Source organism: Streptomyces sp. YS-3, from assembly GCF_045257485.1.
In the GTDB taxonomy this organism is placed as follows: domain Bacteria; phylum Actinomycetota; class Actinomycetes; order Streptomycetales; family Streptomycetaceae; genus Streptomyces.
This window is the reverse complement of sequence record NZ_JBJHPC010000125.1, coordinates 1-14,540: the sequence shown is the minus strand read 5'-3', so window position 1 is coordinate 14,540 and position 14,540 is coordinate 1. Positions and strand designations below refer to the sequence as shown.

General features: G+C 73.6%; 11 protein-coding genes and 1 pseudogene. 3 read left to right on the top strand and 9 right to left on the bottom strand.

Annotation, left to right across the window (positions count from 1 at the left end):
• Positions 1-158 precede the first annotated feature (158 nt).
• A pseudogene (locus ACJA3G_RS13635) lies at positions 159-1,391 on the bottom strand (PLP-dependent aminotransferase family protein); the annotation flags it as partial.
• Between ACJA3G_RS13635 and ACJA3G_RS13630 the strand changes: the two are divergent.
• Positions 1,390-2,334: a DMT family transporter gene (locus ACJA3G_RS13630; RefSeq protein ID WP_406553213.1), complete on the top strand. Its 945-nt coding sequence runs from the start codon at positions 1,390-1,392 to the stop codon at positions 2,332-2,334. The pseudogene ACJA3G_RS13635 and the gene ACJA3G_RS13630 sit on opposite strands and share 2 nt — an antisense overlap.
• A 42-nt stretch (positions 2,335-2,376) precedes the next feature.
• Here ACJA3G_RS13630 and ACJA3G_RS13625 read toward each other — a convergent pair whose 3' ends face one another.
• Entirely contained in the window at positions 2,377-3,657 is a 1,281-nt protein-coding gene (locus ACJA3G_RS13625; RefSeq protein WP_406553212.1) for a glycoside hydrolase family 10 protein, read from the bottom strand.
• 164 nt (positions 3,658-3,821) lie between these two features.
• Between ACJA3G_RS13625 and ACJA3G_RS13620 the strand changes: the two genes are divergently transcribed.
• On the top strand, positions 3,822-4,694 hold the full coding sequence (locus tag ACJA3G_RS13620) for a 3-hydroxybutyryl-CoA dehydrogenase (protein ID WP_406553211.1): 873 nt from the start codon (positions 3,822-3,824) through the stop codon (positions 4,692-4,694).
• Between the two features lie 188 nt (positions 4,695-4,882).
• On the top strand, positions 4,883-5,140 hold the full coding sequence (locus ACJA3G_RS13615) for a hypothetical protein (RefSeq protein ID WP_406553210.1): 258 nt from the start codon (positions 4,883-4,885) through the stop codon (positions 5,138-5,140).
• 20 nt (positions 5,141-5,160) lie between these two features.
• On the opposite strand, the gene ACJA3G_RS13610 is transcribed toward ACJA3G_RS13615, so the two are convergent.
• The 7 genes from ACJA3G_RS13610 to ACJA3G_RS13580 form a co-directional block, all read right to left on the bottom strand.
• Positions 5,161-5,697 (bottom strand): NUDIX domain-containing protein, encoded by a 537-nt coding sequence (locus tag ACJA3G_RS13610; protein ID WP_406553209.1) that lies wholly within the window; start codon positions 5,695-5,697, stop codon positions 5,161-5,163.
• A gap of 51 nt (positions 5,698-5,748) precedes the next feature.
• A complete protein-coding gene (locus ACJA3G_RS13605; protein ID WP_406553208.1) occupies positions 5,749-7,089 on the bottom strand; it encodes a transcriptional regulator in 1,341 nt (446 codons plus the stop codon).
• 256 nt (positions 7,090-7,345) lie between these two features.
• Entirely contained in the window at positions 7,346-8,413 is a 1,068-nt protein-coding gene (locus ACJA3G_RS13600; protein WP_406553207.1) for a PP2C family protein-serine/threonine phosphatase, read from the bottom strand.
• Between the two features lie 243 nt (positions 8,414-8,656).
• Entirely contained in the window at positions 8,657-11,185 is a 2,529-nt protein-coding gene (pheT, locus tag ACJA3G_RS13595; protein ID WP_406553206.1) for a phenylalanine--tRNA ligase subunit beta, read from the bottom strand.
• A complete protein-coding gene (pheS, locus tag ACJA3G_RS13590) occupies positions 11,185-12,306 on the bottom strand; it encodes a phenylalanine--tRNA ligase subunit alpha (protein WP_406553205.1) in 1,122 nt (373 codons plus the stop codon). Before pheS ends, pheT begins: the two co-directional genes overlap by 1 nt.
• 188 nt (positions 12,307-12,494) lie before the next feature.
• Positions 12,495-13,616: an ATP-binding protein gene (locus ACJA3G_RS13585; RefSeq protein WP_406553204.1), complete on the bottom strand. Its 1,122-nt coding sequence runs from the start codon at positions 13,614-13,616 to the stop codon at positions 12,495-12,497.
• Positions 13,617-13,699: 83 nt separating this feature from the next.
• The gene (locus ACJA3G_RS13580; RefSeq protein ID WP_406553214.1) at positions 13,700-14,536 is read right to left on the bottom strand and encodes a TrmH family RNA methyltransferase; all 837 of its coding nucleotides are present in this window, start codon (positions 14,534-14,536) and stop codon (positions 13,700-13,702) included.
• Positions 14,537-14,540 lie beyond the last annotated feature (4 nt).

Below are 14,540 nucleotides of genomic sequence, written 5' to 3'. Positions count from 1 at the left end.
CTCCAGGAGACGGCCCTGGAGCTGGTCGGCTCCCCCGCCTGGCCCCGCCATCTGCGGGCCGTCTCCCAGGAGCTGGGGGAGCGCCGCCAGGCCATGGCGACCGCCCTGGCCCGCCATCTGCCCGGCCCGGCCGTGCCCCATCTGCCCTCCGGCGGCTACCACCTGTGGCTGCGCCTGCCGGAGGGCAGATGGGGCACGGCCGGGCCGGGCAGATGGCGGGCCAGGGCGGTCGCCATGGCCTGGCGGCGCTCCCCCAGCTCCTGGGAGACGGCCCGCAGATGGCGGGGCCAGGCGGGGGAGCCGACCAGCTCCAGGGCCGTCTCCTGGAGCGGGCGCGGGACGAAGAAGCTGTCCACGACCTGGATCGCGCGCAGCCGCTCCAGGACCGGGCCCCGGGCCGCGAGCGCGCCCACGCGCAGACTGGGGGAGGCCACCTTGGTGAGCGAGCGGACGTGCACGACCACGCCGTCGGGGTCGTCGGCGGCGAGCGGCGCGGGCAGCGGCCCGGCGTCCGCGTGGACGAGCAGCCGGGCGAAGTCGTCCTCGATGACGAACGCCCCGGACTCCCGCGCCACCCGCAGCACTTCGGCCCGCCGGGCCGGGGCGAGCACCGCGCCCGTGGGGTTCTGGAAGAGCGGCTGGCTCACCAGGACCCGCGCCCCGGTGGCCCGGAAGGCGGCGGCGAGCAGGTCGGGCCGCACCCCGTCGGTGTCGACCGGGACCGGTACCGGCCGCAGCCCCGAGGCGCGGGCCACCGCGAGCATGCCGGGATAGGTCGGCGACTCCACCAGGACCGGCGCGCCCGGCGCCGCGAGCGCCCGCAGCGCCGTGGTGAGCGCGGACTGCCCCCCGGCGCAGATCAGCACCTCGGCGGCGGTGACCGTGCCGCCGATCTCACGGGCGAACCACTCGCGCAGTTCGGTCAGTCCGTCGGTGGGCGGCCGGCCCCAGGCGCCGGGGCGGCGGCCGGCCCGGGCGAGGGCGGCGGCCATCGCGCGCTCCGGCTGGAGGGCGGGGGCGAGGTAGCCGCCGTTGAACTCGATCACCCCGGGCGGCGGCGCGGCGAGGGTGGCCAGGACCCCGGAGGCGTCGACCGCGCGCGGTACCGCGTCGGTGGCTCCGTCGGCGCTGAGCGAGACCTCCTGCCAGGAGGTGTCGCCGGCGCGGGTCGCGGACGTACGGGGCTCGGCGCGGAAGACCCCGGCGCCGGGCCGGGTGACGACGAGGCCCTCGGCGGCGAGCCTGGCCAGCGCCCGCGAGACGGTCACCGGCGAGACCCGGTACCGCTCGACGAGGGCCCGGCTCGACGGCAGCTTTCCACCTATGGAGTAGCGGTCGAGCTCATCTCTGAGGATGGTCGCCAGGTCGGCCACGCTGCTACGCTCTTGCATGACAGCACAGGATAGCGCTACTGCCTCCACGACGATAGCGGTCGACAGCCGCCCGGCCCGCACTCCGGGGCCGGTGGCGGCCCCCGACCCCCGGCAGGGCGCGCTCCTCGCCGGACTCGGTGTCGTCGCCTTCTCCCTGACCTTCCCGGCCACCGCCTGGGGCCTGGAGAGTTTCGGGCCCTGGTCGCTCGTCGCCGTCCGCAGTCTGCTCGCCGGAGTGATCGCCGGTGTCTTCCTGCTGGTGGGCCGGGTCCCGCTGCCCGAGCGCCGGCACTGGGCGGGCCTCGCCATGGTCGCGGCCGGGACCGTGGTCGGTTTCCCGCTGCTGACCACCATGGCCCTGCGGACCTCCACCACCTCGCACGCGGCGGTCGTGGTGGGCCTGCTGCCGCTGACCACGGCCGCGCTCTCGGCGCTGCGGACCGGGCGCCGGCCCTCCCGCGCCTTCTGGGCAGCGGCGCTGGCCGGAGCGGGGGTGGTGGTCGCCTTCACCGTGCAGCAGAGCGGCGGCGCCCTCTCCACGGGCGACCTCTACCTCTTCGCGGCCCTGCTGGTCTGCGCCGCCGGATACACCGAGGGAGGGCGCCTCGCCCGGGTGATGCCGGGCTGGCAGGTGATCGGCTGGGCGCTGATCCTCACCCTGCCGCTCGCCGCCCTCGGCTCGGCCGCGGCCCTCGCCGCCGAGCCGGTCCACCTGGGCGCGCACGGCGTCCTCGGGGTGCTGTGGGTGGCGGTCGGCTCGCAGTTCTTCGGGCTGTACGTCTGGTACCGGGGCATGGCCGCCATCGGGGTGCCCCGGGCCAGTCAGCTCCAGCTGGCGCAGCCGCTGCTCACGCTGGTCTGGGCGGTCCTGCTGCTCGGCGAGCACCTCTCCCCCGCCGCCCCGCTGGCCGCGGCGGGTGTGCTGGTGTGCATCGCCGTCACCCAGCGCGCGGCGGCCTGAGACCGGCCGCGCGCCGCCCCGCGCTCCCCGGTCGCGGGGCGGTCAGGGCCGCACCCGGCCGGGATAGTGGTCCGCGACCACACGGGCCATCGCCCCGATCCGGTCCTCAGCGACGTCCTTGGCGGAGAAGAAGCAGTGGCCCCGCACGGACGCGTAGCGCCGTGCGAACGTGAGGTGGCGGGACAGCTCGGCCGGGTCCTGCCAGGCGGGGGGCTGCGCGGGGTTGCCCGCCTTGTACAGGGCCTCCCCGATGATCAGCTGGGTGCCGCTGTCCCGGGCGACCGCGTCCCACCAGGGCACCAGCTCGGCGTAGTCGGCGGCCTGGAAGCCGATGTTCCAGTACACCTGCGGGCAGATGTAGTCGATCCAGTGCTCGCGCACCCACCTGCGGGTGTCGGCGTGCAGGTCGTCGTAGGTCTGCACCCCGGCCCTGGTGGGCGAGCCGAGCGGGTCGGTCGCCGCGTTGCGCCAGACCGCGAAGGGGCTGATCCCGAACTTCACCCGGCCCCGGATCCGCTTGATCCGGTCCGCGGTCTCCCGGACGAGGCGGTCGATGTTGTCGCGGCGCCAGGCGGCCCGGTCGGGGAAGTCCGCGCCGTAGCGCTCGTAGGCGTCGTCGTCGGCGAAGGCCTGACCGGCGACCGGGTACGGATAGAAGTAGTCGTCCCAGTGCACCGCGTCCACGTCGTAGCGCGTGACCGCGTCCAGCATCGCGTCCTGCACGAAGTGGCGGACCTCCGGGATCCCGGGGTTGTAGTAGAGCTTTCCGCCGTACGCCACGACCCAGTCGGGGTGCACGCGCGCGGGGTGGGTCGGCACCAGCCTGGACGGGTCGGTGTGGTTGGCCACCCGGTACGGGTTGAACCAGGCGTGCAGCTCCAGGCCGCGCCGGTGGGCCTCGCGGACGGCCGTGCCCAGTGGATCCCAGCCCGGGTCCTGGCCCTGGACCCCGCTGAGGTACTGGCTCCACGGCTCATACGGCGAGGGCCACAGGGCGTCGGCGGTGGGGCGGACCTGGAGCGCCACCACGTTCAGCCGCAGGGCGGCGGCCCGGTCGAGGTGGGCGATGAGCTCGGCCTCCTGCCGGTCCGGGGGCAGCCCCGGTTGCGAGGGCCAGTCGAGGTTGGACACCGTCGCCAGCCACACCCCCCGGAACTCCAGGGGCCGCGGGGCGTGCCAGGGGCGGCCGGGAGAGGGGGCCGCGAGGGCCCCGGGCACGTCCTGCGCGGCGGCCACACCCGCTGTGACCAGGCCGTTCACCGTGCCGGTCGAGCCAGCGGCGAGCGTCGCCGCTAGCAGTCCCCGCCGAGTGATCCGTCCCACTTGGTGCCCCCCTCGTCGCCGAGAATGTCCGGTGTTGCGCACAGCATGCCCGCCCCAACCCCTGATCCCACGCAGGCGCGGAGTAACGTCGTGGGGCCGGGTCGGGCGCCGGAACCGTACGGGGGACCCGCCGGGACTTTTCTGTCAGAAGCGAAAGGCACGATGTGACGGACCCTACGGGAGATATTGCACGCGTCGGAGTGGTGGGCTGCGGCCAGATGGGGGCCGGCATCGCGGAGGTCTGCGCCCGTAGCGGCCTGGACGTGAAGGTCGCCGAGACCACTGGCGAAGCCCTGGAGATCGGCCGTACCCGGCTGCACAACTCCCTCTCGAAGGCCGCCGAGCGCGGCAAGATCACCGAGGAGGAGCGTGACGCGACGCTCGCCCGGCTGAGCTTCACCACCGACCTCGGCGAGTTCGCCGACCGCGATCTGGTCATCGAGGCCGTGGTCGAGAACGAGCAGGTCAAGACCGAGATCTTCCAGGTCCTCGACCAGGTGGTCACCCGCCCGGACGCGATCTTGGCCTCCAACACCTCCTCCATCCCGCTGGTGAAGCTCGCGGTCGCCACCTCGCGGCCCGACCAGGTCATCGGCATCCACTTCTTCAACCCGGCGCCGGTGCAGAAGCTCGTCGAGCTGATCCCGGCGCTCACCACCTCGGAGGGCACCCTCAGCCGGGCCCAGGCCATGGTGGAGAAGGTCCTCGGCAAGCACGCGATCCGTGCCCAGGACCGCTCGGGCTTCGTGGTCAACGCGCTGCTCATCCCGTATCTGCTCTCCGCGATCCGGATGTTCGAGTCGGGCATCGCCAGCCGCGAGGACATCGACAACGGCATGGAGCTGGGCTGCGCCCACCCGATGGGTCCGCTCAAGCTGTCCGATCTCATCGGTCTGGACACGGTCGCCTCGGTGGCGGACTCGATGTACGACGAGTTCAAGGAACCGCTGTACGCGGCGCCGCCGCTGCTGCAGCGCATGGTGGACGCGGGCCGTCTGGGCCGCAAGACCGGCTCCGGTTTCTACACGTACGCCTGACCACCGCGCGACGGCCGACGCCGGGCCCGGCTCCCTCCGACGAGGGCCGGGCCCGCCGCGTTCACACCGGGTGTGCGGCGCGAGCCCGCATATGCTCTTCGCACACTCTCCCGCCCCGCGAGCAGGGCGAGTTGACTCCTTGGCGAAAAGTCAATGGCATTCCGCCGTACTGACGAAGGAGCCTCGCCGTGCCGAGCGACCCCGGCCTACCGATGGCCGTCGACGAACTGTTCGAGTTACGCCGTTCCCTGGAAGTGGGCCTGGCCCGCATCGACGGGCAGCTGACGCTGCTCACCCACCGCGACGACCAGAGCGAACGCGAACTGGCCGAACTGGGCGTGCGGGTGGCGACCCTGGAACACACCAGGTGGCCGCTGCCCGCGCTCACGGCGCTCACCGCCCTCGGCGCGCTGACCGTCGCCGTCTGGCAGGCACTGGGGCGGTGAACACCGGCGGACGGCGGCGGTCAGCCGTCGCCGAGCCGCAGATGGTGCAGGAGCAGGAGTCCGGCCGCCATATTGGCGGCCGGCACCTCCCCGCGGGCGATCATGTCGGGCACCAGTTTGAGCGGTACCCACTCGCGCCGCGACGACTCGAAGTCGTCCTCGGGGTGGCCGATGTACTCGGCCGACTCCGACCAGTAGAGGTGGTGGCGGGCGTCGATGAGCCCGTTGGCGGGCTCGACGGTGAGGAGATGGCGCAGCGGGCCCGGCCGCCACCCGGTCTCCTCCTCCATCTCGCGGGCCGCCGCGGCCTCGATGTCCTCGCCGTCCTCGACGACCCCCGCGGCCAGCTCCCAGCCCCAGCTGTCGGTGATGAAGCGGTGCCGCCAGAGCAGCAGCACCTCGTTGGCCCCGTTGACCGCGGTCGCCACGGCGACCGGGCGGAGCCGGATCAGGAAGTGGTCGAGGTGTCGCCCGTCCGGGAGAGCGACATCGGCGAGATTGACGCGGAACCAGCGGTTCTCATAGACAGTTTGCTCACTCAGGTTCGTCCACTGCACGTTTTTGCCACCTTCCGACAAGAGGATGGCAATATCGCAGCAGGCGCGCGCTCACAGGGGAACGCGCAGTGCCCCGTCGATCAGCTCGGCGGCTTCGTCGGCGCCGGCGCAACCGCTCTCGACCAGGTGCTCGCGTACGACGCGCAACCGGTCGCGAAGGCGCTGCGACTCCATCCCGCGGGCCCGCTCGGCCATCTCGACCGCCGTCGCGACGGCCCGGTCCGCGTCGCCCTGCCGCAGCTCGATCTGGGCGAGCATCGCCAGGCGGTGCACCCTGCCCCGGTCGTGCGAGGGGGCGTGCGCCGCCAGTCCCGCCTGCTCGCGCGCGGCCGGCAGATCGCCGAGCCGCAGCAGGGCCTCCGCCACCTGGACGTTGACCAGGCCCGGCTGGACATAGCCGGTCTCGGCGGGTTCCTTCTTGGGCCGGATGCGCTCGGCCGCCCGCTCCGCGCCGCGGATCGCGCCGAGCGCGCTCGGCCCGTCGCCGAGATGTGCGTACGCCTTGGCCTGCATCGCGTGCAGATCCGCGGCCAGCGCCGGGGTGAGCTGATGGCCCGCCGCCCGCAGCGCCGCCTCCGCGAAGGCGACCGCCTGGCGGTAGTCGCGCATGAAGAGCGACTGGTTGACCAGCAGCGCGATCACATACGCGCCGAGCCCCCGGTCCCCGCTCGCCTTCGCCAGCCTCAGCGCCTGGTGGAAGTAGCGCTGCGCCAGTCCCTGGGCGTTGGAGTCGTACGCGCAGATCCCGGCGACCGCGACCAGGCCGCCGGTCGCCCGGTGCAGCTTCCGGCCGGTCGCGTCGGTGTAGCAGCCGCGCAGCAGCGGGGCGGTCTCGGAGTTGAGGAAGCCCACGATGCGCGAACGGGTCGCGATGCCCCCGGCCTTGCGGTACATCAGCTCGTAGTGCTCGCGGGCGGCCCGCAGCATCTCGATGTCGCTCTCGCCCACGGCGGTCTGCCCGTGCCGGGACACATCGGTGTCCTCCGGCGGGTTCTCCCACTCCCACACCGGCATCACGGCCGGGGTGCCGGTGACCGCGGGGGCGCCCAGTATGTGCGGGCGCTGCTGCTCGTCGGAGCGCCACAGGGCGGTGGCGCGCTCCACGAACCCCGCCAGCGGTGAGCCCACCGGCGCGGCCGGCTCACCCGGCACGCCGAGCCCGATGTCGTCGAGGGTGACCGGCCGGTGCAGCCGGACCGAGAGCACCTCGCAGATCAGATCGGGCACCTGTCCGCGCGGTCGCTGGCCCTTCAGCCACCGGGCCACCGCGGTGTGTTCGTACCTCAGCGCCAGCCCCCGGGCACGGCCCGCCTGGTTGACATGGGCCGCGAGCCCGGCGTTCGAGATGCCTGCCTCGTCGACCAGCGCGTCGAGCAGGGTATTGGGCTGCATCAGGCCCTCCGTTGGCTCGGTGGACCCAGCGTAGAGGAGGCGCGTTCACACGGGGTGTGATGGGAGTGCTCGCATTCGTACGCCGCGCACTCTGCCGCCGCCGGACGGCTCCGGATTGACTGAACTGCCTCTCCACAGAGGCGTGCCGGGCCGCCGGCTCCCCCTCGTACAGTGCGGCGGCCCGCTCCCGGCGCCGCCGGTCCTGCCGAACTGCCCGTCACTCCGCGGCAGGGCCGACGGCGCACGCCCGCCCGGTTCAGCGCCGGGCCCGCGCGGTGGGGACGGCGGCGGGCTGCGCGGGCACGCGCACCCGGTCGTTGCGCAGCACCATCAGCGCCACGTCGTCGGCGAGCCGGCCGCCGGTGTGCCGCAGCAGCTCCCGCTGTACGCGGTGGATCACCGCGGCGGGTGACAGCGGGGTGTCCAGGGCCGCCCGGGCGAGTACTTCCTGCAGCCGGAAGAACCGCCCGGCGCGGTCCCGGGCGTCCTCGGCGCCGTCCGTGTGCAGACAGAGCGCCTCCCCCGGCAGCAGCCGCGTGCAGCGGTGCAGCGGCAGGTCGGCGGGGAGGGGGAAGGAGCCGAGCGGCGGCAGCGGATCACCGGGCAGCAGGGCCTCGGCGCCGCCGCACAGCCGGTAGGGCCAGGGATGGCCGCAGTTGAGGGCGACCACCAGGCCGTCGGCGCGGATCTCCAGGAGCAGTACGGTCACGAACTCCTCGGCGAGCGGGCTCTCGGGCTCACCCGTGCGGCACGAGGGGTGCTCGCTGCGGGCCCGCTCGCGCAGATGCCGCTGCAGCGCCCGCTCCAGGCGCCGCAGCACGCCCGCCAGCTCCGGTTCGTCGTGGGCTGCCTCGCGGAAGCTGCCGAGCACCGCCGCGACCGCGCCGAGCGAGCCCAGTCCGTGGCCGCGCACATCACCCATGACGACCCGCACCCCGTACCGCGTGGCCATCACCTCGTACAGATCGCCGCCGACCACCGCGCCGCGGCCCGCGCAGAGCTGCCCGGCGGCCACCGTGAGCCCGTCCACGCGGGGCGGCGGCGGGCGCAGCAGCACCCGCTGGGCGGCGTCCGCGACCTCCTGGACGAGCCGCAGCTCCCGCGCCGCGGTCAGCCGGACGCCGTGCACCAGGCAGACCACGGCGGTCAGGAAGGCGGCACAGGTGGCGATCCGCAGGCCCAGGGAGTCGTCGGTGACCAGGGGGCAGGTCAGCTGCCAGACGACGACCAGGACCAGCCAGAGGGCGGGCAGCGCCAGCGCGAGACCCCGCCCCGTACCGAGGGCGCGCGCGCAGGCCGCCGTCCAGCTCCCGGTACGGATCATGCCGTCGGCCCCCCTAGGCCTCTGCGCCGCTCGCCCCTGCCCCGGCCTTCACGGCCGGATTGATTCTGTCCACCGGCTGCCCCCTTCCGCGTAGATGGCTCCCCGTTCTCACCCGAACGAGTGAGCAGGCACGCGTGGGAAGGGAGGGGCTGAGCGAGAGCGGGGCGCGGGGAGGCGGCGCACATGCGGCAAGGGCGCGTCCGGTGATCCGGACGCGCCCTTTCCGTACTGCCGTGCGGGTTGTTACGCCCCGCGGAGCACCGCGCCCGTGCGCTCGGCGGCCAGGGCCACCGCGGCGTCGCGGGCGGCCGAGGCCTCCTCGACGGTCAGCGTGCGGTCGGGGGCGCGGAAGCGCAGCGCGTACGCCAGCGACTTCTTGCCCTCGCCGATCTGCTCACCGGTGTAGGTGTCGAACAGCCGGATGGACTCCAGGAGTTCACCGGCGCCGCCGCGCAGGAAGTACTCGACGGCCGCCGAGGGGACCTCGGTGTCGACGACCAGCGCCACGTCCTGGGTGGCCACCGGGAAGGTGGAGATCCGGGGCGCCCGCAGGGTGCCCTCCCCCGCCTTCGCCAGCAGGTCCAGGTCGAGCTCCATGGCGCAGGCGCGCTCGGGCAGGCTCAGCGCCTTGACCACGCGCGGTTGCAGCTCGCCCGCGTGGCCGATCGCGACGATCTCCCCGTCGATGACGACGGCGAGCTCGGCGCAGCGGCCCGGGTGCCACGGCCCGTACTGGCCCTGCTGGACGATGAGCTCCGCGCCGGCCTCGCGGGCCAGGGTCCGGGCGGCCTCGACCGCGTCGGCCCAGTCCGCCGGACGGCCCTTGCCCCACCAGCCGGCCTGCTCGCGCGCACCGGCGAGGACCACGGCCGCGTGCCGGGGCTGCGCGGGCAGCACGGCGTCGAGCGCGGCGATCTCCTCGTCGGTGGGGCGGCGGTCGACGGGCAGCCGGCCGGCGACGCCGGGCCGCTCGGTGGGCTTGAACACCAGACCGGTCTCGAAGAGCGCCAGGTCGTGGCTGCCGCGGCCGGCGTTGCGGCGCAGCGCGGTGAGCAGCCCCGGCAGCAGCGTGGTGCGCAGCGCCGGCTCCTCGTCGTTGAGCGGGTTGACCAGCTTCACGACGCGGCGGCCCGGGTCGTCCGCCGCCAGGCCGAGCTGGTCGAAGACCTGCTCGGAGACGAACGGGTAGTTCGGCGCCTCCACATAGCCGGCCCCGGCCAGCGCGCGGCCCACCCGGCGGTGCAGCCGCTGGCGCTCGGTCAGACCGCGGCCGGCGGGCGGCTTCGGCAGGGTCGAGGGCAGGTTCTCGTACCCCTCCAGCCGGATGACCTCCTCGGCGAGGTCGTTCGGCTCGGTGAGGTCGGGGCGCCACGACGGCACGGTGACGACGAGCTCGTCCTGTCCGTAGACGTCGCAGCCGATCTCCTGGAGGCGGCGCACGACGGTCTCGCGGCCGTACTCCACACCCGCCACCCGGTCCGGGTGGTCGGCGGGGACCGAGATGGTGCGCGGCGCGGAGGGCGCGAGGACCTCGGTGACACCGGCCTCGGCGGTACCGCCCGCGAGGAGCACCAGCAGGTCGACGGTCCGCTGGGCGGCGGCGGAGGCGGCCTGCGGGTCGACGCCGCGCTCGAAGCGCTTGGACGCCTCCGAGGACAGCTTGTGGCGGCGCGCGGTACGGGCGATGGCGACCGGGTCGAAGTGCGCGGCCTCGATGACCACCTCGGTGGTGCCCCTGACCTGGCCGGTCTCGGGGTCGGTGACCGAGTCGGCGATCTCGGTGTTGGCGCCGCCCATCACACCGGCCAGGCCGATGGGGCCCCGGTTGTCGGTGATGACCAGGTCGGCGGCGTCGAGCGTGCGCTTGGCGCCGTCGAGGGTGGTGAGGACCTCGCCGGGCTCGGCGCGGCGGACCCCGATCGGCCCGTCGACCAGGGTGCGGTCGTAGGCGTGCAGCGGCTGGCCCAGCTCGATCATCACGTAGTTGGTGACGTCGACGGCGAGCGAGATGGGGCGCATCCCGGCCTTCTGGAGCCGGCGCTGGAGCCAGATCGGCGAGCGGGCCTCGGGGTCGAGGCCGACGACGGTGCGCGCGGTGAAGCGGTCGCAGCCGATCGGGTCGGCGATCTTCACCGGGTAGCCGTACGAGTTGGGCGCGGGCACGTCGAGCAGCGCCGGGTCGCGCAGCGGCAGGCCGTAGGCGATGGCGGTCTCGCGGGCCACGCCGCGCAGGGACAGGCAGTCGCCGCGGTTGGCGGTGACGGCGATGTCCAGGACCTCGTCGACGAGCTCCAGGAGCTCGATGGCGTCCGTGCCGGCCTCGTGCTCCGGCGGCAGGACGATGATGCCGCCGCTGCCGTCGTCGCCCATGCCCAGCTCGTCGCCGGAGCAGATCATGCCGTGCGAGGTCCTGCCGTACGTCTGGCGCGCGGCGATGGCGAAGTCGCCGGGCAGCACGGCGCCGGGCAGGACCACGACGACCTTGTCGCCGACCTGGAAGTTGCGCGCGCCGCAGACGATCTCCTGCGGCTCACCGGTGCCGTTGGCCGTGCCGACGTCGACCGTGCAGAAGCGGATGGGCTTCTTGAAGCCCTCCAGCTCCTCGATGCTCAGCACCTGGCCGACGACCAGCGGGCCCTTGAGCCCGGCGCCGAGCTGCTCGACGGTCTCGACCTCAAGACCGGCGGACACGAGCTTGGCCTGGACGTCCCGGCCGGTCTCCGTCGCCGGCAGGTCGACGTACTCCCGCAGCCAAGAAAGCGGGACCCGCATCAGATCTCCATCCCGAACGGCCGGGTGAACCGGACGTCACCCTCGACCATGTCTCGCATGTCTTCGACGTTGTGGCGGAACATCAGCAGGCGTTCGATGCCGAAGCCGAAGGCGAATCCGCTGTACTTCCCGGGGTCGACGCCGCAGGCGGTGAGGACCTTGGGGTTGACCATGCCGCAGCCGCCGAGCTCGATCCAGCCCTCGCTGGAGCAGGTGCGGCAGGGGCGGTCGGGGTCGCCGACGGACTCGCCGCGGCAGACGTAGCAGACCATGTCCATCTCGGCGGACGGCTCGGTGAAGGGGAAGAAGTTCGGCCGCAGCCGGGTCTTCATGCCCTGGCCGAAGAGCGACTGGACCATGTGGTCCAGGGTGCCCTTGAGGTCCGCCATGGTCAGGCCCTCGTCGACGGCGAGCAGCTCGACCTGGTTGAAGACGGGGGTGTGCGTGGCGTCCAGCTCGTCCGTGCGGAAGACCCGGCCGGGGCAGATCACGTAGACCGGCGGCTCCCGGTCGATGAGCGAGCGGATCTGCACCGGGGAGGTGTGCGTGCGCAGCACCGTGCCGGAGTTCGCCGTGCCGTCGGCGGCCTGGACGAAGAAGGTGTCCGCCTCGCCGCGGGCCGGGTGGTCCGGGCCGATGTTGAGCGCGTCGAAGTTGAACCACTCGGCCTCGACCTGCGGACCCTCGGCGACCTCGTAGCCCATGGCCACGAAGATGTCCTCGATGCGCTCGGAGAGCGTGGTCAGCGGGTGGCGGGCGCCGGCCGGTACACGGTCGTACGGCAGCGAGACGTCCACCGCCTCCTCGACCAGGACGCGCGCGTCGCGCTCGGCCTCCAGCTCGGCCTGGCGGGCCGCCAGTGCCTTGTTCACGGCGCCGCGGGCCATGCCCACGAGCTTGCCGGCCGCGGCCTTGGCCTGCGGCGGCAGGGCGCCGATCTCACGGTTGGCGAGCGACAGGGGCGAGGTGCCACCGGCGTGCGCGGTCTTCGCGTGTGCGAGCGCTTCGAGGTCACCGGCCGCGGCGAAGGCGGCGAGCGCCTCGTCCCGCATGCGCTCGATCTCTTCCGGTTTCAGTGCCTCGACCTCAACAGGGTCGTACGACTTATTGGGTGCCGACATCTCTTCCCGTACTTCCGATTGGCTTGGCTGGGGGTCCCGCCACCGCGACAGCGACTCGCCCGCGCGGTACCGCCTCGCGGTTCGTCCGCGCGGAGACCGTCGCGCGATGGCCGAGACACGAACGCGCCAAAGGCCGAGTCTAACGGGGTGGGAATGTACGTACGCGCCCGTGGGCCGCCCGGCGGTCCCTACTGGAGGTAGGCCGGGGCGCCGACGGGCAGGATAAATCGGAACTCGGCGCCACCGCCGGAGCCCCGGCCCACCGCGATGGTGCCGCCGTGCGCCTCCACGATGCCCTTGACGATGTAGAGCCCGAGGCCGGTGCCACCGCGTTTGCTGCCCCGCCAGAAACGGGTGAAGACACGGCCCATCGACTCCTCGGGGATGCCGGGGCCTTCGTCGCTCACGGTGACGGCCGTTCCCTTCTCGTCGTGCTCGTCGATACGGACGGGCGCGGGTGCCACCTCGATGGTGACGGTTCCCTCGCCGTGGCGCACCGCGTTTTCCAGCAGGTTGCCCAGGACCTGGTCGATCTTGTCCGGATCCGCCCAGAGATCGGGCAGCGGGCGCTGGATGCGCACCAGGAAGCGGTCGGGGACCTGGCCGGAGGCCACATGGGCCTGGATGTGCCGGCCGACGGCCGCCGCTATGTCCACGGGCTGGCGGCGCACCTCCAGACGGCCGGAGTCGATCCGGGAGATGTCGAGGAGCTCGGCGATCAGCCGGGTGACGCGGTTGGCGTCGGCGTCGACGGTCTCCAGCATCAGCCGTTTCTGGGCGTCGGTGAACCGCTCCCACTTGGCGAGCAGCGTCGCGGTGAACCCCTTGACCGAGGTCAGCGGGGAGCGCAGCTCATGGGCGACGGTGGCGATCAGCTCGGCGTGCGAGCGCTCGGTGCGTCTGCGCGCCTCGGTCGAGCGCAGGCTCACCACCACCCGGCGGACCGGGCCGGTGGGGTGCTCGCGGACGTACCGCGCGGAGACCAGCACCTCGCGCCCGCCGGGCAGCAGCAGATTGCGTTCGGGCTGGCCGACGCGGATGGCGAGTCCGCCGTACGGGTCGGTCAGCTGCCACCAGCGGCGGCCCTTGAGGTCCTCCAGCGGCAGGGCGCGCTCCAGCTCCAGGCCGAGCGCGTCGCGCGGGGAGACCGCGGTGATCCGGGCGGCGGCCGTGTTGAAGCAGATGACCCGGCCCTTCTCGTCGGCGACGACGAGTCCGTCCGGCAGGTCCTCGGGGTCCACCCCCAGGTCGTCCTGGGCAGAAGGGCGCACCAGGGCGTTCTCGCCGATGGTCCTCACGCCGACAGCCATACCCCGTATCCCACCTCTCCGAAGCACACAGTGGGCCCCCGAGCCCGTCACCCTACTAGCTGGAGGTGATGGTGCGGACCCCCTCAGCGAGGCGTGCGGGTGCGCTGGGCCCGCGCCGAGGCGTACAGGCACACCGCGGCGGCGGTCGCCAGGTTGAGGCTCTCGGCCCGGCCGTGGATCGGGACGCGCACCACGGCGTCCGCGAGGGCGCGGGTCTCCTCGGGCAGGCCCCAGGCCTCGTTGCCGAAGATCCAGGCGGTGGGGCCGCCCATGGTGCCCGCGTCGAGTTCGTCGTCGAGGTCGTCCTCGCCGGCCCCGTCGGCGGCGAGGATGCGCACCCCGGCGTCCCGCAGTCCCCGTACGGCCTGCTCGACCGGGACGCCGACGGCGACCGGCAGATGGAAGAGCGAACCGACCGAAGCGCGTACCGACTTGGGGTTGTACAGGTCGACGGAGGCGTCGGTGAGGACGACCGCGTCGGCGCCGGCGGCGTCCGCGCAGCGCAGTACGGTGCCGGCGTTGCCGGGGTCGCGGACGTGCGCGAGGACGGCGACGAGCTTGGGGCGCGCCCCGAGGATGTCCTCGAAGGGCGAGTCCAGGAAGCGGCAGACGCCGACGAGGCCCTGCGGGGTGACGGTCTGGGAGACCTCGGCGAGCACCTCGTCGTCCGCGTAGTGGACCCGGGCCCCGGCGTCGCGGGCGGCGGCCACGATGTCCGCGTACCGCTCGGCGGCCTCGACGGTGGTGAACAGCTCGGTCAGCGTCGCCTCACCGCCACTGCGGTGCTCCACGGCCTCCCGCACGGCCTGCGGCCCCTCGGCGATGAACCGCCGCTCCTTGCCCCGGAAGTTACGCCGAGCGAGCCGCTTGGCGGCGGCGACACGGGGGGAGCGCGGGGAGATCAGCTCGGGCGTGGGCATGTGC

Coding starts and splice junctions, on each gene's coding strand:
- ACJA3G_RS13580 (WP_406553214.1), bottom strand. CDS start 14,536: ATGCCCACGCCCGAGCTGATCTCCCCGCGCTCCCCCCGTGTCGCCGCC.
- ACJA3G_RS13630 (WP_406553213.1), top strand. CDS start 1,390: ATGACAGCACAGGATAGCGCTACTGCCTCCACGACGATAGCGGTCGAC.
- ACJA3G_RS13600 (WP_406553207.1), bottom strand. CDS start 8,413: ATGATCCGTACCGGGAGCTGGACGGCGGCCTGCGCGCGCGCCCTCGGT.
- pheS (WP_406553205.1), bottom strand. CDS start 12,306: ATGTCGGCACCCAATAAGTCGTACGACCCTGTTGAGGTCGAGGCACTG.
- ACJA3G_RS13585 (WP_406553204.1), bottom strand. CDS start 13,616: ATGGCTGTCGGCGTGAGGACCATCGGCGAGAACGCCCTGGTGCGCCCT.
- ACJA3G_RS13605 (WP_406553208.1), bottom strand. CDS start 7,089: ATGCAGCCCAATACCCTGCTCGACGCGCTGGTCGACGAGGCAGGCATC.
- pheT (WP_406553206.1), bottom strand. CDS start 11,185: ATGCGGGTCCCGCTTTCTTGGCTGCGGGAGTACGTCGACCTGCCGGCG.